Genomic DNA, 16,878 nt, shown 5'->3' with positions numbered 1-16,878 from the left:
GAGGACCGATGCAGGATCTGGAGAGCGGCACGCGCGACGTCGAGACGACGATGAAGTACGTCGTCCGCGGCGAGAAGGCGACGTTCCATCCCGGCGAGCGGGACAAGAGCTACTGGCCGGTCGACGAGCACCCGGTGACGATCCACGACGTGCGCCCGATCGCGCGCGACTTGTCGTTCGACCGCAACGGCTTCGTGCTGGTGGACGAGCCGACCGACGTGACCGAATTCACCGACCAGGACGCGCTCGCCCGCTATTGCCGGCAGACCGAAGCGCTGGTGCAGCGGCTGACCGGCGCCGCGAAAGTGGTCAGCTTCGGCCCCATGGTCCGCACCAACGCCACCGGATCCCACGGCCACAACCAGCCGGCGTACGGCGCGCACGTCGATTACGGCGCGCGCACAGTGGCCGATTTCACCCGCGACCTGCTGCCGGCCGAAGAGGCCGAACGGCGGCTGGCGGGGAGGCACATGCTGATCAACGTCTGGCGCCCCATCAAGGTGGTCGAGAGTGCCCCTTTCGCTGTCTGCGACGCGAGCACGGTCAGGCGCGAGGACCTGTTCGACAGCGAAGTCGTCGGCGGCCTCGGCGATTTCGGGCGGCGCTCCCTATGGGGCTTCAACCTGGCCTACGATCCCGGCCACCGCTGGTACTGGGTGCCCCGCATGCAGCCCTGGGAAGCGCTCGCCTTCAAGCTGTTCGACAGCGACCCAGGCGCTGTCCAGCACACCGCCCACAGCGCGTTCGAGGACCCCGCGACCCCGCCCAATGCCCCACCGCGGCAGAGCATCGAGGTGCGGACTATCGCTTATCTGGAGTGAGGCTTAGCGGGCCCTCATCCAAGCATCGCTAGCCAGCAAGCTGGCAAGCTCCGCTATCCTTCTCCCACGAGTGGGAGAAGGAGGATCGGGACGCGACCTTCTACCCTTCTGCTAGGGGATAGAGGGGCATCGCCGCTTGGTTCCTTCTCCCACTGGTGGGAGAAGGATACGGAGCCTTGGCCCCGCAGGGGCTTAGGCGAAGTTGGATGAGGGCCCCTTCGCCTCCGAGGGTCCGGACGTCTCCAGGCTCTTCACAAACATCAGCCGCTGCAGCCGCACGTCCGCATCCACAGCCATCGCCCGCAGTCCGCCGAGCGCCGTGTCGAGCTCCGCCTCGCCGCCGCAGGCGTGGAACACCAGGCGCTTGTTGGCGATCGCCTGCGGGCTGGTCTTCTCGACGAAGATCCTCCACCGGTCATCTGCCCAGCGGTCGAGCAGCGCCGGGTCGGCGCCTTCGAGCAGCACGGCGGCGAGCGTCGGCCAGAGCGCGAAAGCGTCGAACAGCCCGCCCGTCAGCCCAAGGCCGCCCGTCGGGTTGGTGACGTGGGCCGCATCGCCGACCAGCATGACGCGGCCCTTGCGGAAGGTCTCGGCGCAGCGCTGGTGCATCCGATATGGCGCCGCCCGGTCGAGCCTGTAGCCGCCTTCCGCCGGGAGCAGATGCTCGTAGGCATCCGGCACCCGTTCCAGGTACGTCTCCTCCGGCAACGCGGCGTTTTCCATGTAAGTGCAGCGCCACAGCCCGTCCCGCGAGATCTTCACGATCACCGCGCCCCACTGCTCGTCGATCACCATCGTCGTGAGGCCGTAACCCGCAGCGTCGAAGCCGTGATGGACGTTGGTGGCGACGAACCGCTCGGGCCAGGTGAACCCGTCGAAGGCCAGTCCGAGCGCCTTGCGCACCGTGCTGCCGGCGCCGTCCGCCCCGACGAGATAGCGGGTTTCGAGGATCTCCGCCCCGCCCGGCCCTTCGACCTCGGTCCGGACGCGATCCTCGTCCTGCGTCAGCCCCGTGAGCCTCGTGCCGAAGCGGATCTCGGCATTGCCCATGCTGGAGAGGCGGTCGCGGGCGATCTCCGCCAGCCGATCCTGCCCGAGGTGGATGTTGTACGGAAAGGCGGTCCGCCCATCGAGCACCGAGAGATCGTATTCGATCCGTTCCCCGGTCTTCCTGACCAGCCAGAGGTAATCGCGCTTGGAAAAGCCGATCCGCTCCGCCTCGTCGCGAATGCCGAGCCGCTCCAGCCCATCGAGCGTGGACCAGTGATAGACGGCGGCGCGCGGGCTATCGATCACCGCGTCCTCGGCCTCGATCAGCAGCACGTCGGCCCCGGCCTGGGCCAGGCCGAGCGCGGTGATGAAGCCGGTCGGCCCGCCGCCGACCACGATCGCGTCGTGCATTGCCGTCTCTCCCGGCGGCCAGCATGGCGCAATCGGCGGTCCCGCGCAAAGCCCCTTTCCCGCTGGCCTGCTCTCCCCTAGCACTAACGCTCGTTAGAGTCGCAAAGGCTCGGCGGAACACAGGGAGAGTGGATTGCCACAAGCCGAACTGAACGAGACGATCTCCGCCCGCGGCGGCGAATATCCGTTGCGCGGCCGGTTCGACGAACGGTTCCGCCCGGTCGTGGACGCCTTCGTCGAGAACTTCCGCCAGGAAGAGGAGCTGGGCGCCGGCGTCTCCGTGGTGCTCGACGGCGAAACCGTCGTCGACTTGTGGGGCGGCTGGGCCCGCGCCGACCGCAGCCTGGCTTGGGACGAGCACGCCACCGTCTGCATGATGAGCGTCGCCAAAGGCGTGACCGGCATTTGCTTCAATATGCTGATCGATCGCGGGCTGGTCGACCCGGACGAGCGGATCGCGCACTACTGGCCAGAGTTCGCGCAGAATGGGAAGCAGGACATCCGCGTGCGCATGGTGCTCGATCACACCGCCGCGATTCCGGTGCTGACCACGGACACGATGTACCCCGGCGGCTTCTTCGACTTCGATGCCTATATCCGCGCGCTGGAGGTGCAGGAGCCTCTGTGGGAGCCGGGCACCCGCGCCGCCTACCACGTCCACAACCAGGGCTTCCTGCTCGGCGAGATCATGCGCCGGGTGACCGGCACGACCGTTGGCCCGTTCCTGCGGGAGAACGTGGCCCGGCCGCTTACGGCCGAATACTACATCGGCGAGATGGACGAGAACCAGCAGGCGCACGTTGCCGAAGTCCTGCCCAACACCGGCGCGCGGCTGTTCGCGGCAAAGGACCAGTCCGTGCCGGAAAAGCCGGACACGCCCGAAGGCTGGCAGGACGGCGCGGTGCTGCGCAGCTTCGCTTTCCTGCAGAACCCGCGCGAGCCGTGGTACGACACGATGAACGCCCCCAAGTGGCGTGAGGCCGAGATCGCCAGCGGCTCCGGCCACGGCAATGCCCGCGGCGTCGCCCGCATCTACGGCGCGACAGTGGGCGAGGTGGACGGCGTGTCCCTGCTCTCGAAGGAACAGCTCGAGGCGATGATCACAGAGCAGCACAACCAGACCGAGCTGCTCCAGGAACGGCCATATCACCAGGCGATGGGCGTGCTGCTCAACACGCCGGAGGCCGTCTACATGGGGCCGAACATGCGCAGCTTCGGCCATCACGGCCTCGGCGGCTCGATCGGCTTCGGCGATCCCGATGCAAAACTCGGCTTCTCCTACTGCTGCAACCAGATGCACGCCGTCGGCACCAACGGCCCGCGCGCGCGCCGGCTGATCGACGCGGTTTATGAGGTTGTTGGGTGAGCTCTCCCGCTGCCGCCTCCTGCCCCTTTCCCTCGTCATCCCGGACTTGCTCCGGGATCCATTCCGCCATCCCGCGCCCACGGTGCATGCGGCGGAATGGATCCTGAAACGAGTTCAGGATGACGAAGCAAAACTAGAAAGAACGTAAGATGGACCAAGACCTCTACGACAAAGGCATGCAGATCCGCCGGGAGGTGCTCGGCGATGCTTATGTCGACCGTGCGCTGGCGAAATCCGGGCCGTTCAACGATCCGCTGCAGGAACTGGTCACGACCTACTGCTGGGGCTGGAACTGGGGCCGCGAGGGGCTGCCGCGGCGCGACCGGAGCCTGATCAACCTGGCGATGATCGCGGTGCTCAACCGTGGGCACGAGCTGAAGGCCCATGTCCGCGGCGCGCTCAACAACGGCCTTAGCCGGGAGGAAATCCGCGAGGTTCTGCTGCAGGTCGGCATCTACGGCGGCATTCCGGCGGCGGTCGACAGCTTCCGCCTGGCCAACGAGGCTTTCGCCGAGATCGACGCCGAAGGCGCGGAAGAGCTCGGCTGATGAAGGACGAGAAACGCCTGCGGATCGAGGCCGAGTGTGCCCGGCTGCCGCTGCTGTTCGCCAAATATGCCGACAACGGCGACCATGAGGCGCTGGCCGCGCTGTTCACGGAGGACTGCACGTTCGCGCGGCCGTTCCAGCCGGACTTCCCGTTCTTCGGGCGTGACAGGGTGCAGGCGATCTTCCGCGACCGGCCGCCGATCCTGGTGCGCCACATCGTCACCAACGTGCTGGTCGAGGTGATCTCCGAGATCGAGGCGCGCGGGACGAACTACCTGACGATGCTGTCGAGCCACGCCTCGACCGAGCCGCCGCAGGAAGCCGGCGGCATCTACGTCGGCGGGTTCGAGGATCATTACGTCAAGACCGGCGAAGGCTGGCAGTTCATGTCCCGCTATGGCCAGGTCGCCCTGCACCAGGGCGGGGCCATGCCGAACATTCCTGCCCCCAGCGACGAAGCGAGAGGATTGAAATGACGGTAACCGCGGCGAACGCCAACGAGCAGCTCGTGCTCGACTTCTTCGAGGTCCTCTCCTCTGGCGACCTCGAGCGCCTGCGCACGTTCTACCACGAGCATTCGGTGTGGGAGCCCAAGGTCAAGGACATCGCCGGAGCCGGCAAGCACGTCGGCATGGACATCATCGACAAGTTCCTCGCCCCGGTGCGCGGGATGTTCGAGCCGGGGGACCCCAAGGTCCACGTACAGAACATGTTCTCCGCCGGGCCGTTCGTCTGCGTGGAGTCCAACTCCACCGGCAAGACGATGGACGGGAAGGTCTACGACAACGACTACTGCTGGGTGTTCGAGGTCTCGAACGGCAAGATCGACGCCATGCGCGAGTACATGGACAGCCATTACACCGCCAAGCTGTTCGGGATGGACTGAGTGCGCTTCACAGGACAGCCGATCCTGATCTCCGGCGCCGGGCGAGGGCTTGGCGAGGGGATTGCGAAGCACCTCGCGTCCGAGGGGGCGATCGTCGGTGTGGCGGACATCGACGAGGCCTCCGCACAGGCCGTGGCGGCGGCCATCCGCGAGAGCCGCGGCCAGGCCCATGCATACGGCGCCGATCTCGGCCGGCGGCAGGCGTTCTTCGACGTGGCGGAGGCGTTCAGGCGCGACGCCGGGCCGCTGCGCGCGGTGATCAACAATGCCTCCGTACTGGTCTACGAACCGATCGAACAGGTCACCGAGGAAACGCTCGACCGAATGCTCTCGGCCGGGCTCAAGAGCGTGTTCTGGGGCGTGCAGGCGTTCCTAGCGCACCGCGACGAGAATGCGCCGGGCAACATCCTCAACTACAGCTCGCCGGTCGCCTATCGCGGGCGGCCGAACACCGGCGCGTACACCACGATCAAGGCGGGCATCGCCGGGCTGACGAAAGTCCTCGCCGGCGAGCTCGGCCCTCGCGGCGTGCGCGTCAACGCCATCGCCCCAGGCAGCGTGCCGACCCCGGCGACCGAAGGCTTCGTCACGCCGGAGCAGTACGCGGAACGGGCGAAGCAAATCCCGCTGCGGCGCAACGGGACCCCGGACGACGTGGCTAGGGCGGCGGCCTTCCTGCTGTCGGCCGAGGCGGCGTTCATCACCGGGGCCATGCTGGCCATCGACGGCGGCATCATCGCGGCGGGGTGAGGATAATGCATCTCTCCCCCTCGGTTACCGTCACCCTGAACTTGTTTCAGGGCCCATCGCGCAACTGGGATCTGCGGTTCCGGAGGCTGGATGGATCCCGGATCAAGTCCGGGATGACGATTGAGGGAGAGATAGGGGGATGAACGTCTGGCAAGAACGGATCGACCGCCTTCGCGAGGTGATCCTCGCCGACATCGCGCGGGGCGACTATTTCGGCGCGGTGCTGACCGTCGGGCGGAGCGGCAGAGTGGTGTTCGAGGAAGCGCTCGGCGCCGAGGACGCGGCCGGGGCGCGGCCGCTCCGGCTCGACAACGTGTTCTCGATCTTCTCGGTCACCAAGGCTTTCACCAACGTCCTGATCCTCAAGGCGATCGAGGAAGGCCGCTTTGCGCTGACCACCAAAGTGAAGGACGTGCTGCCGGAATTCACCGGCCAGCCGCGCGAGGACGCGACGTTCTACCACCTGCTCACCCACACGGCGGGCATGCCGGGCGTCTGGACCCCGAAGCCGGGGATGTACCTCGACCGGCTGGACGAGCTGTTCGAAGCTTCGATCGAGAATGTCCACGGCGAGGTGCCGCCCGGCACCCGCTGCGATTACTCACCGCTGGTCAATCACGTGCTGATGGGCACCGCGCTCGTGCGCACCGATCCGCATGGCCGGGACTACCGCACGCTGCTGCACGAGGACCTGTTCGCGCCGCTGCGGATGGACAGCACTTCCATGGGGCTGCGGCCGGACCTGAAAGACCGACACGTGAAGCCGGACATGCGCGGGACGGTGCCGATCCAGCACCTCAGCCGAAACATCCCCGGCGATCACGCGCTGTTCGAGGACCCCGAGGTCGAAGCCCCGCATGTCGGCTGCGCCTCCACCAGCGGCGACCTCTACCGCTTCGCCGAGATGCTCCGCCGCGGCGGGGAGCTCGACGGGGTGCGCATCCTCTCCCCCGCGACGCTGCAGCTGGCGCGGCAGGTGCACACCGGGGACATGCCGAACCAGCTCTACAAGCGCGTGGCCGAGAACGCCGGCTGGATCGTTCCGCCTGCGAACCAGGGGATCGGCTTCCAGGTACGCGGGACCGGGGTGTTCCACCACCTGTTCGGCACGCTCGCCAGCCCGGAGACCCACGGCAACTACGGCGCCGGCAGCACGATGTTCTGGGTCGATCCGGCGCGCGACGTCAGCTTCGCGCTGTGCAGCGCCGGGGTCATGACCCAGGCCGCCAATATCGAGCGCTGCCAGAAGCTCAGCGACCTCGCGCTGAGCGCGATGGTTTGAACAATTCCATTCCCTCCTCCCGTCATCCTGAACTTGTTTCAGGATCCATCGCGCCTCACCGCGCGGTCCGTGCGGGCGGAGAAATGGGCCCTGAAACAAGTTCAGGGTGACGAACAAGGGAGAGAATAGTGGCTGACGCGGACATCATCGCCATCGGCTCCGGCCACAACGGGCTCGTCGCCGCGGCCTATCTCGCGGTCGCGGGGAAGAAGGTGCTCGTGCTCGAGCGGAACGAGTGGTTCGGCGGCGGGGTCGTCACGCGCGAGCTGACCCGGCCCGGCTTCAAGCACGACCAGCATTCGATGAGCCACATCTTCATTCAGGGCAATCCGCTGCTGCTGAACGACGAGCTGGCGCTCAAGTCGAAGTACGGCCTGCGCTACCTGTTCCCCGAAGTGCCGATGATGAGCGTGTGGGAAGACGGCGCGACGCTGCCGCTCTACCGCGACGCCGCCAAGTCCGCCGAGGCGATCGCTAGGTTCAGCGCGAAGGACGCCGAGACCTTCCTCGAGATGTCTCGCCAGGCGGCGGAGTGGCTGCCGATGATCCAGGCCGGGCTCTATTCGCCGCCGATGCCGCTGGGCGCACAGACGGCGATGATGGACCAGAGCGCCGAAGGGCGCGAGATCTGGCGTACGACCCAGGTCAGCACCTTCGACCTGATGGAAGAGCTGTTCGAGCACGACAAGGTCAAGGCCCACTTCGGCCGCGTGGCGGGCGAGAACCTCGTCAGCCCGGACGAGAAGGCGACCGGGATCGGCGCATACGTGTTCCTCGGCTTCCTGGAGAAGTTCGGCTTCGGTGTGCCAGTCGGCGGCTCCGGCAGCCTGACGGCCGCGCTGATCGCCTGCATCGAGGATCACGGCGGCGCGGTGCGCAGCAACTGCCATGTTCGGGAAGTGGTGACCGACGGCACGCGCGCCACCGGCGTCGTGCTCGACAGCGGCGAGCGGCTGACCTGCAGCGACGGCGTGATCGGCGCGATCCACCCGCACGTTCTGCCCGACATGGTGCCCTCGCTTCCCGCCAGCGTCGCGAAGAACGCGCGCCGCACGCATATTACGGATGCCGCCTGCTTCACCGTCCACGCCGCGCTCGACGCGCCGCTGAAGTTCAAGGCCGGCGATCTCGCGGCGGTGATGTACGAGCTGATGCCGGCCGAATACCGCGACATGCGCCGCGCCTTCGACGAACTGCGCTACGGCAACTTCTCCCCCACGCCGCTGGTCGGCGTCGGCCAGCTGACCCAGCACGATCCCTCCCGCGCGCCGGAAGGCAAGGCGATCTTCCACGCCTGGGACTACGTGCCTTACGAGCGCACCGATGGCCGCAGCTGGGACGAGAGCAAGCGGGAGTTCGCCGACAAGATGATCGCGCGAATGGGCGACTTCATCGACGGCCTGCCCGAGACGATCCTCGACTATCACTGCGACAGCCCGGTCGACATGGAGCGCACCAGCCCCAGCTTCTACCGCGGCGACCTGCACGGCATCGCCACCACGACCTACCAGTCCGGATCGCACCGGCCGACGCCGGAGCTGGGCCAGTACCGCGTGCCGGGCGTGGAGCGGCTCTACCTCGTCGGCCCGTTCCAGCACCCCGGTGGCGGCGTCTTCGGCGCCGGCCGCGCCACCGCTATGGTCATGGCCGAGGACCTGGGAATCGAGTTCGACCGAATTGGAGTGTCGTGATGCCGTTTCGCCTCACTGACCCATCCGTGCCGGCGGAGAAATGGGCCCCGGAACAAGTCCGGGGTGACGAAAAGGGGGCCCTGTTGAACCCACCTTTCCATTCCATCGTCATCCTGAACTCGTTTCAGGATCCATCGAGCCGCACTGAGCCGTCGCCGCAGATGGAGCGCTGGGCCGCAAACCAAACCCCGCGTGACCAGGGGGAAGCGCGCTGATGAAGATCTACTCCGCCGACAAGAGCGAGCTGATGCAGGTCAGCAAAGTCGAACGCCAGGGCAGCGACCTGGTGCTCAAGGGCAAAGTGTTCGGCACGATGCCGATGAGCGCGACGCTGACGCCGGAGAATGCCCGGGCTTTCCTGAAACTGCTTACACCGCGAACCGCGCTGTTCCTGCTGACGCTGCCATTCCGCAAGGGAGCCAAGAAATGAAACGTCACGAAGACAAGACGATGCTGGTGACCGGCGCTGCCGGGGCGATCGGTTTCGCCACCAGCGCAATTCTCGCCCGCGAAGGGGCCAGGGTGATGCTGGTCGATATCGACGGCAGGAAGCTGGAGGAGCGGGTCCGCACCCTGCGCGACTCCGGCTTCGATGCGATCGGCCACGAGGCTGACTGCGCCGACGAAGCCCAGGTGATCGGCTATGCCGAGGCGGCGCTCGACAAGCTCGGCCATGTCGACGGCTTCTTCAACAACGCCGGGATCGAAGGCGAGCTCGCCCCGACGCACCTCTACAAGATCGAGGAATTCGACCGCGTGCTGCACGTCAACTTGCGCGGGATGTTCCTGGGCCTGCGCTACGTGCTGCCGGACATGGTCCGACGCGGGACCGGCGCGGTGGTCAACACCGCTTCGATCGGCTCCGAGCGCGGCCTTGCCGGGGCCTGCGCCTACAACGCCGCCAAGCACGGCGCGGTCGGGCTGACCCGCACCGCAGCGAGCGAAGTGGCGCAGAAGGGTGTGCGGGTAAACTGCGTGATGCCGGGCGTGATCGAGACCCCGCTGCTGGTCGGCATGCTCGAACAGATGTTCGACGACGTCGAAGCCGGCATGAAGAAGCTCGGCGAAGTGGCCACGCTCGACCGCGTCGGCCAGCCGGACGAAGTCGGCAACGTGGTCAGCTTCCTGCTTTCGGACGAGGCGAGCTACGTCAACGGCGCCAAGTGGGAGATCGACGGCGGCGCCCTCGCGACGATCCGTAACGACTTATAGGCGGCGCGCGGAACCGGGACCGCCGGATCCCGGTTATCCTCTCCGAAGAGAAGGAGACACCGCATGATCGGGAAGATTATCGGAGCCGTGGCCGGCGCACAGGCAGCGAAAGCCACCAGGGGCATGGACAGTACCACCGGGGCCGTGCTCGGCGCGCTGGCGGTTCCGCTGGCGCGGAGGATGAGGCTGCCGGCACTGCTGGCGCTAGCGGCCGGGGGTTATGCGTTCATGCGGCTCAGCGACCAAGGGGCGCAAGAGCGGCAAGGCTCGCAAGCAGACTGAGGCGGGGCTCTGCTCAGCCCGCGGTCTCCAGGCGGGTGAAGCGCACCGGCATCAGTTCGCGGACTTCGACTGTGCCGTTGCCCTGCTTCTCGGCGACGCTCAGCTGCTGCACCTCGCCGGCCCCGAGGGGAATGACCATTTTCCCGCGGACCTCCAGCTGGTCGAGCAGGTCGAACGGCACCTCGGCCGCGGCGGCGGTGATCAGGATGGCGTCGAACGGCGCGTGCTCCGCCCAGCCGCGCGTGCCGTCGCCGACGCGGATTTTCACGTCGTAGCCGAGAGCCTCGAACCGCGCCTGTGCGGCTTCGGAGAATTCCTCCACCACTTCTACGCTGAACACTTCGGCGCCCATCTCGGCCATGACCGCCGCCTGGTATCCGTAGCCGGTGCCGACCTCCAGCACGCGCATGCCCGGCGCCACGCCCAGCAGGTCCAGCATGAGCGCACCGATGAACGGCTGCGAGATGGTCTTATCAAAGCCGATCGGCAGCGGCGTGTCCTGATAGGCGACGGCGGCCAGCGCCTGGGGTACGAACAGGTGGCGCGGAACGTCCATCAGCGCCCGGCGCAGCTCGGGATCGAGCCGATCCCTGCCGATCTCGTCGGCCGCCAAGTCGAAATGCATGTCGACGATCTCGACCATGTGACGGCGCAGGATCGCCAGGTGATGCTCGGTCATCGGCTTCATGGTAGGACTCGCTCTCTCTTCTGGAGAGCGAACCCGCCGGAGCTTTGTTCCTGCGACCGCGGTGGAACTGAGCTCTTCCGCAAGGGTTGTGCAGCCGAAGAAGGAGATAACCATGATCGGCAAGATTATCGGCGCCATCGCAGGCGCCAAAGTGGCCCAGCACTCCCGCAATGTCGGCGGAACAGGCGGCGCGCTGCTCGGCGCGGCGGCCGTGCCGCTGATCCGGCGCATGAGCCTTCCGGCGATGCTCGTGCTCGGCGCGGGCGGCTACGCCTACAAGAAGTGGAGCGACCGACGCGAAGCCGAACAGGCTAAGCGCAAGAGCTTCGAGACGCCTCCCAAGGCGGCCAGCGCCGGAGCCTAACGCTCCGGGTCCAGCCCCGCCGCTTCCTCGACGACTTTCGCGATCGCGGTGAAATCGGCTTCCGGCCCTTCGCGCGCGAGAGTGCGTTCGAGGTAGTCCCGCACGATCTCGCCCAGCGGCAGCGGGACGCCGGCGGCAGCGGCTTCCTCCATCAGCAGGTTCGTGTCCTTGAGGCTGAGCGCCGCGGCGAAGCCGAAGTCGAACGTGCGCGGGAGGACGGACTTAGGCCACTTGTCGCGGGTGGCGGAGTTCACGCCGGTCGACTGGTTGAGCACTTCGATCATCCGCGCCGGGTCCAGGCCCGCCTTGATCCCGAAGGCCATGCCTTCCGCGGTGACCCCAATGGCCACGGCACCGAGCAGGTTGTTGACCAGCTTCATGGTCTGCCCGGCACCGGGCGTCGCGCCCATGTAGAACGGCTTGCCGAAGCGCTCCAGCAGCGGGCGCAGCAATTCGTATACGGGCTCCGGGCCGCCGACCATCAGTGACAGCGTGCCGTCGTGCGCACGGGCGATGCCGCCGGAAACCGGCGCGTCGAAGCTGGCGATGCCCTTGCCCGTGAGCGCCCCCGACAACTCGGCCGCCAGCTTGGGGCCGGAAGTCGAAAGGTCGCAGATCATGCGCGGGCTGCCGCCGGCGGTGATCCCGTCCGCTCCAAGTATCGCCTCACGCACGATTGCCGGGGTCGGCAGGCTGGTGAAGACGATGTCGCAGCTCTGGCCAAGCGACCCGGCCGAGCCGGCAGCTTCCGCGCCTTGTGCCACCAGAGCGGCGACCGCGGCACTGTCGATGTCGTGCACCAGCAGCCGCTCGCATTGCCCGATGAGGCGCGCGGCCATTCCCGCGCCCATTCGGCCGAGGCCCAGAAATCCCACTGTGGTCATTGCGTCTCCGAAATCGGCGTGTGTGGCGGCAGATCGACCCGCGCTATGTCGTTCTCGCAAGGGAAGCAGGCGAGCACCAGCGGATCGTGGCCGGGGATCAGGTGATCGAGCGAGCCGCCGGCCAGCGCAAGCGCCCGCTGCTGCGCCTCGCGGTATCCCGCCTCGTCGATGAAGATCGGGAAGGGCAGCTCGCGGGTGATGTTGGCGTAAAGGTGCGCCGCATCGCTGGCCAGCACCACCGGGCCGCGCGCGGTGTCGCAGACCACCACCTGCAGCCCGGCCGTGTGCCCGCCGCAAAGGCGCAGGTCGATCCCGGGAGCGAAGGCGGAGTCGCCATCGTGGAACACGACATGATCGGCGTAGAGCTTGCGCACGAGCTGGGCGATCGGCTCGCCGTCGAACGGCGCGCGGACCTCGCTGTTGCAGACATGCCGGCTGGTGGCGAACGCCAGCTCCGCATCCTGCACATGGAACCGCGCGTTGGGGAACACGCCCAGCGAGCCGGCGTGATCGTAATGCAGGTGCGTGAGGATCACGTGCTCGACCGAAAGGTTGTCGATCCCCGCGTCGCGCAGGCCCTCGATCACCGGGCGGGTAATCACCCGCCTCCGCGCAGCCGCCGCCTTCTCGCCGAACCCGGTGTCGACGATCACCGGCGGGTGGCCGTCGCGGTGGATCGCCCAGACGAAGTAGTCGAGCGGCATCGCCATGTCGTGATCGTCCACCGCCTGCGTGAAGTTGCTGGCGGCGGTCCGCTCGTGCCGCGCGTAGCGGATCGCGTCGATGCGGGTGACGGGTGCGGTCAAGCCACTACCTCTCCCGTTCGTGGTGAGCCTGTCGAACCATGAACGCCGCGCTGCCCTCGTCCTTCGACAAGCTCAGGACGAACGGATCTCCGGGCGACGCTCATGCCCGGCTCAAGCGAAGTTCAGTGTGACCGGCTGGCGCATCGGGCCGTGGCCGACGGTTGTCATCCACGGTTCGTACGGGCCGGCGAGCGCGAAGCTCTCGACCTCGCGCACGAGCGTGCCGAGCAGCGCCTGCGCCTCCATCTGCGCCAGCACCCGTCCGACGCAGCCGTGGACGCCGTAGCCCCAGCCGAGCGAATGCTTGGTGTCGCGATCGATGCGGTACTCCTCCGGTGCGTCCCAGAAGCGCGGGTCGCGGTTGGCGGCGGCGAACATCAGGCCGCAGCGGGTGCCGGCGGGCACCACCAGGCCGTCGATCTCCACGTCCACCGTGGCGATGCGCCCGGCCATGCGGCTGGGCGAGTCCCACCGCAGCGATTCGTCGAAGGCGTTGCGCAGCTTCTTCGGCTCGGCCCGCAGCGCGGCATACTCCCGCGGGAACAGCGCCCAGGCGCGGATCGCGTTGGCCATCGTCAGGTAGGTCGTGTCCGCCCCCGCGCTGAGCACGGTCTGCAGCAGCAGCTTGGCTTCGGCGAGCGTCACCTGCCCTCGGTCGGCCGCCCGGAAGAACTCGGCGCCGATGCCTTCCGGGTCCAGCGCATCGCGCTCGCAGGTCTGCTCCAGCCATGCGAGCACGGCGGAGTAATCGTGCTGCATGGCTTCGTCGAACAGCTCCCCCGGCGGGCCCATCGTGGCCCAGACCATCTGCGAGAAGCCGTGCATGTGGTGCCGGCCTTCCTGCGGCAGGCCGAGAATATCGGGCAGAACGCGGAAGATGTAGGCCTGGGTGATCTCGCCCACGGCATCGACGGTCTCGCCCTCGCGCTCGCGCAGTTCGGCGACGAACTCCCGGGCGGCCGCCTCGAAGATACCCTTCACCCGCTCCAGCGCGCGCGGACTGAGCGCGTCGGCGACGACCTTGCGCACTTGCGTATGCCGGGGCGGATCGTCGGTTAGGAGGATTTCCGGTCGCGGCGAGTTGGGATCGTGCCACGGGCGCGAGGCGCTGGAGAAGCTCTTCCAGTCGAGCAGCCCCTTCGTCACATGCTCGTGCCGCGCGATCATCACGGTGCCGTCGTGCAGGCGCACGGCGGGCGCGAACTCGCGCAGCGCGTCGTCCACCTCGCGCGCGTTGCGCACCGCATCGGGCGTGAAGATGTCGATCGGATAATCTGGGATCGTCTGGCTCACAGGCCGAGCCCCTTGAACCAGGTCTGCCCGTCATCGCCGGTGACGATGTGTCCCGCGGTGGGCTCGGCGAAGTGCGCGCCGATCACCAGCACGCCGCTGTCGGCGTATTTCTCGACGAAGCCGACGCGGGTCTGCCGGCCGGCTTCCTTGTCCATGTCGAACGTCGCGGTTCGCGCCGGCATCGCGCACTGCATCGGGTGGTGCATCAGGTCGCCGGTGATGACCGCATCCTGCCCGTTCGAGCTGATACGTACGTGGACGTGTCCCGGCGTGTGCCCGTGGCTCGGCTCGCAGTGGATGCCCCAATCCTCACCGCTCGCTATTTCGTGGCCGACGTCGATGAAGTCGGCCATGCCCGCCGCGACGATCGGATCGACGCACTCGATCATGTGGTTAGGGTTGTGGTGCCCGTCGTTCCGGATGTGCTTCCAGGCCTCGAACTCGGTCTCTCCGAACAGATAGCGGGCGTTGGGGAAAGTCGGCAGGTATTCGCCCGTCGCCGGATCCTTGTAGGTGTTCCAGCCGACATGGTCGAAGTGCAGGTGGGTACACATCACGGTGTCGACGTCTTCCCGGCTGATGCCGAGGCTCTCGAGATCCTGCAGGAAGCCTTCCGGCAAGTCGCAGAACACGTCGAACTCGCGGTCGCGGCCGGCTCCGATGCAGCTGTCTACCACGATCGTGCGCCCCGGTGCCTGCACCACGAAGCCCTGGAAGTTCATCCGCTGCCGGCCGTCCGGCGTGGCATAGTGCGGGTGCAGCCAGTCGAGCGCGAGGACTTCCTCCTCGGTCGCCTCCGGCATCGTCATGCGGATGTCGTCCTGGAAGTCCCAGATCTCGACGATACGGCTGACGGTGACGTCGCCGATCGTCCAGCTTTTAACGTGTTCCTTCGCCAATTCCCTCTCCCTCAGGCCGCTGCCCTCGCAGTCGGCTTATATCGTGCGACGCTTTCCGGCGGCAGCTCCGCGGCAGGCAGCGCTGGCTTGCCGAGGATGAAGTCCGCCGCCCGCTCCCCGATCATCACGCACGGCGCGTTGGTGTTGCCGCCGATCACGCTGGGCATGACCGAAGCGTCGGCGATCCGCAGACCTTCGATGCCGTTGAAGCGCAGCTGCGGATCGACGACGGCCTGCGCATCCGAACCCATCCGGCAGGTGCCGACCGGGTGGTGCACGGTGTAGCCGGTCTGGCGGATATACGCTTCCCACTGATCGTCGCTCTGCACTTCCGGGCCGGGAGCGACTTCGACGCCGCGGTACTCTGCGAAAGCCCTCGTCGCGAAAGCGCTGCGGGCGATCTTGAGCGCGCGGATCAGCGGTGCGATGTCCTCCGGCTGCTCCAACAGGCGCGGGTCGATCAGCGGCGCGGCCGCGGGATCGGCGCTGGCGAGGCGCACGGTGCCGCGGCTCTTGGGATAGAGCGCTACCGGGCTGATCGCGTAGCCGTGGCCGAGCGGGAACGGGATCTTCGGGTTCGTCAGCCGCTTGGCAGGCTGGAACACGAACTGCACGTCGGGCTTCTCCAGCGACGGATCGGTGCGCAGGAAAGCGACACTTTCGAACACGTTGCCGGCGAGCGGCCCGGTGCGCGTGGCTAGGTACTGCAGCAGGTGCAGCGCATCGCGCGGCAAGGCCCGCCAGGAGAGGCCGTAGCTGGTCGTATCCGCCGTCTCCATGTGGATCGGGCTGGCGACATGGTCGTGATAGTTGGCGCCGACGCCAGGCGCATCGCGGACCACCTCGATCCCGAGGTCCTTCAGGTGCGCCGCCGGGCCGATGCCGGACAGCATCAGGATCTGCGGCGTCTGCACCGCGCCCGCGGAAAGCACGATCTCGCGCCGGGCCCTGATCGTCCTGCCGTCGCTCAGCTCGACGCCGCAGGCGCGTCCGCCGTCCACCAGCACGCGTGCGACCTGGGCGCCGGTTTGCAGGTGGATGTTGCCCCGCGCCAGGGCCGGCCGGAGCATGGACTTCGCAGTGGTCTCCCGCCGCCCGTCGCGGATCAGCCCCTGGCGGCGGCCGTAGCCTTCGGAGTTTGCGCCGTTGAAGTCGGCGCAGGCGGGGAACTGCAGCTCGCCCAGCGCATCCATGAACGCGTAGTTGAGCCGGTTTGGGTTCGGCACCAGCTTTACGTTTATCGGCCCGCCTTTCCCGTGGAACACGCTCTCAGGGAAGTCCTCGTTGTTCTCGGTGCGGGTGAAGTAGGGCAGCACTTCGGCGTAGGACCAGCCGGTGCAGCCGGCATCGGACCAGTCGTCGTAGTCCGTGGGATGCCCGCGGAAATAGACCATGCCGTTGATCGCGCCCGAGCCGCCGACCACGCGACCGCGCGGCACCGGGATGCGCCGCCCGGCCATGCCCGGCTGCGGCACCGTCTCGAACCGCCAGTTGGTTTCCTCGCGCCCGATCGCGGCAGCGACGAAGCTCGGTATGTCGATGAACGGGTGCGTGTCGTGCCCGCCAGCCTCGATCACGCAGGTCGTGCGGTCCGCCGCCTCCCCCAGCCGCGCCGCCAGCGCCGCGCCGGCCGAGCCGCAACCCACCACGACGTAGTCGAATTCCGCTGCTTCCATTGATCTCTCCCGCGCACAGTGTGCGGGGG

The 16,878-nt window shown here is 67.5% G+C and carries 19 protein-coding genes; 12 read left to right on the top strand and 7 right to left on the bottom strand.

Annotation, left to right across the window (positions count from 1 at the left end):
• Positions 1 to 8 precede the first annotated feature (8 nt).
• A complete protein-coding gene (locus GRI75_RS01510) occupies positions 9 to 821 on the top strand; it encodes a CmcJ/NvfI family oxidoreductase (RefSeq protein ID WP_160745164.1) in 813 nt (270 codons plus the stop codon).
• 192 nt (positions 822 to 1,013) lie between these two features.
• On the opposite strand, the gene GRI75_RS01505 is transcribed toward GRI75_RS01510, so the two are convergent.
• Complete coding sequence (locus tag GRI75_RS01505; RefSeq protein WP_160745163.1) at positions 1,014 to 2,222, bottom strand: FAD-dependent oxidoreductase; 1,209 nt, start codon at positions 2,220 to 2,222, stop codon at positions 1,014 to 1,016.
• A 133-nt stretch (positions 2,223 to 2,355) separates the two neighbouring features.
• Between GRI75_RS01505 and GRI75_RS01500 the strand changes: the two genes are divergently transcribed.
• The 10 genes from GRI75_RS01500 (at position 2,356) to GRI75_RS01455 (ending at position 10,239) form a co-directional block, all read left to right on the top strand.
• Complete coding sequence (locus tag GRI75_RS01500) at positions 2,356 to 3,588, top strand: serine hydrolase domain-containing protein (RefSeq protein WP_160745162.1); 1,233 nt, start codon at positions 2,356 to 2,358, stop codon at positions 3,586 to 3,588.
• 149 nt (positions 3,589 to 3,737) lie between these two features.
• Positions 3,738 to 4,136 (top strand): carboxymuconolactone decarboxylase family protein, encoded by a 399-nt coding sequence (locus GRI75_RS01495; RefSeq protein ID WP_160745161.1) that lies wholly within the window; start codon positions 3,738 to 3,740, stop codon positions 4,134 to 4,136.
• Positions 4,136 to 4,612, top strand: coding sequence for a nuclear transport factor 2 family protein (locus GRI75_RS01490; protein WP_160745160.1), 477 nt, complete (start codon positions 4,136 to 4,138; stop codon positions 4,610 to 4,612). The genes GRI75_RS01495 and GRI75_RS01490 overlap by 1 nt, the downstream gene beginning before the upstream one ends.
• Positions 4,609 to 5,022 carry a nuclear transport factor 2 family protein gene (locus tag GRI75_RS01485; protein ID WP_160745159.1) on the top strand — a complete coding sequence of 138 codons (414 nt, stop codon included), beginning with the start codon at positions 4,609 to 4,611 and terminating at the stop codon, positions 5,020 to 5,022. Before GRI75_RS01490 ends, GRI75_RS01485 begins: the two co-directional genes overlap by 4 nt.
• Positions 5,023 to 5,772: an SDR family NAD(P)-dependent oxidoreductase gene (locus tag GRI75_RS01480; protein WP_160745158.1), complete on the top strand. Its 750-nt coding sequence runs from the start codon at positions 5,023 to 5,025 to the stop codon at positions 5,770 to 5,772.
• 139 nt (positions 5,773 to 5,911) lie between these two features.
• Positions 5,912 to 7,054, top strand: coding sequence for a serine hydrolase domain-containing protein (locus GRI75_RS01475; protein ID WP_160745157.1), 1,143 nt, complete (start codon positions 5,912 to 5,914; stop codon positions 7,052 to 7,054).
• A gap of 128 nt (positions 7,055 to 7,182) precedes the next feature.
• Positions 7,183 to 8,745, top strand: coding sequence for a phytoene desaturase family protein (locus tag GRI75_RS01470; protein ID WP_160745156.1), 1,563 nt, complete (start codon positions 7,183 to 7,185; stop codon positions 8,743 to 8,745).
• A gap of 214 nt (positions 8,746 to 8,959) precedes the next feature.
• Positions 8,960 to 9,175, top strand: a complete 216-nt coding sequence (locus tag GRI75_RS01465; protein ID WP_160745155.1) for a hypothetical protein — start codon at positions 8,960 to 8,962, stop codon at positions 9,173 to 9,175.
• A complete protein-coding gene (locus GRI75_RS01460; RefSeq protein ID WP_160745154.1) occupies positions 9,172 to 9,957 on the top strand; it encodes an SDR family NAD(P)-dependent oxidoreductase in 786 nt (261 codons plus the stop codon). Before GRI75_RS01465 ends, GRI75_RS01460 begins: the two co-directional genes overlap by 4 nt.
• A gap of 63 nt (positions 9,958 to 10,020) precedes the next feature.
• Positions 10,021 to 10,239, top strand: a complete 219-nt coding sequence (locus GRI75_RS01455) for a hypothetical protein (RefSeq protein ID WP_160745153.1) — start codon at positions 10,021 to 10,023, stop codon at positions 10,237 to 10,239.
• A gap of 13 nt (positions 10,240 to 10,252) precedes the next feature.
• Here GRI75_RS01455 and GRI75_RS01450 read toward each other — a convergent pair whose 3' ends face one another.
• Positions 10,253 to 10,918 carry a protein-L-isoaspartate(D-aspartate) O-methyltransferase gene (locus GRI75_RS01450; RefSeq protein WP_202389523.1) on the bottom strand — a complete coding sequence of 222 codons (666 nt, stop codon included), beginning with the start codon at positions 10,916 to 10,918 and terminating at the stop codon, positions 10,253 to 10,255.
• A 121-nt stretch (positions 10,919 to 11,039) separates the two neighbouring features.
• Between GRI75_RS01450 and GRI75_RS01445 the strand changes: the two genes are divergently transcribed.
• Positions 11,040 to 11,291, top strand: a complete 252-nt coding sequence (locus GRI75_RS01445) for a hypothetical protein (RefSeq protein ID WP_160745151.1) — start codon at positions 11,040 to 11,042, stop codon at positions 11,289 to 11,291.
• Here GRI75_RS01445 and GRI75_RS01440 read toward each other — a convergent pair.
• The 5 genes from GRI75_RS01440 to GRI75_RS01420 all read right to left on the bottom strand — a co-directional run bounded on the left by GRI75_RS01440 (position 11,288) and on the right by GRI75_RS01420 (position 16,849).
• The gene (locus GRI75_RS01440) at positions 11,288 to 12,175 is read right to left on the bottom strand and encodes an NAD(P)-dependent oxidoreductase (RefSeq protein ID WP_160745150.1); all 888 of its coding nucleotides are present in this window, start codon (positions 12,173 to 12,175) and stop codon (positions 11,288 to 11,290) included. The genes GRI75_RS01445 and GRI75_RS01440 overlap by 4 nt on opposite strands.
• Positions 12,172 to 12,981, bottom strand: a complete 810-nt coding sequence (locus GRI75_RS01435) for an N-acyl homoserine lactonase family protein (protein WP_160745149.1) — start codon at positions 12,979 to 12,981, stop codon at positions 12,172 to 12,174. Before GRI75_RS01435 ends, GRI75_RS01440 begins: the two co-directional genes overlap by 4 nt.
• Positions 12,982 to 13,092: 111 nt before the next feature.
• Positions 13,093 to 14,274: a cytochrome P450 gene (locus GRI75_RS14720; protein ID WP_160745148.1), complete on the bottom strand. Its 1,182-nt coding sequence runs from the start codon at positions 14,272 to 14,274 to the stop codon at positions 13,093 to 13,095.
• A complete protein-coding gene (locus tag GRI75_RS01425) occupies positions 14,271 to 15,173 on the bottom strand; it encodes an MBL fold metallo-hydrolase (protein WP_160745147.1) in 903 nt (300 codons plus the stop codon). Before GRI75_RS01425 ends, GRI75_RS14720 begins: the two co-directional genes overlap by 4 nt.
• Before the next feature lie 11 nt (positions 15,174 to 15,184).
• Positions 15,185 to 16,849, bottom strand: coding sequence for a GMC family oxidoreductase (locus tag GRI75_RS01420; protein ID WP_160745146.1), 1,665 nt, complete (start codon positions 16,847 to 16,849; stop codon positions 15,185 to 15,187).
• Between the last annotated feature and the right edge of the window lie 29 nt (positions 16,850 to 16,878).

It is taken from the genome of Croceibacterium soli (assembly GCF_009828065.1).
GTDB lineage: Bacteria > Pseudomonadota > Alphaproteobacteria > Sphingomonadales > Sphingomonadaceae > Croceibacterium_B > Croceibacterium_B soli.
The sequence above is the reverse complement of the archived record's forward strand: the minus strand, read 5'-3'. Positions and strand labels throughout refer to the sequence as shown.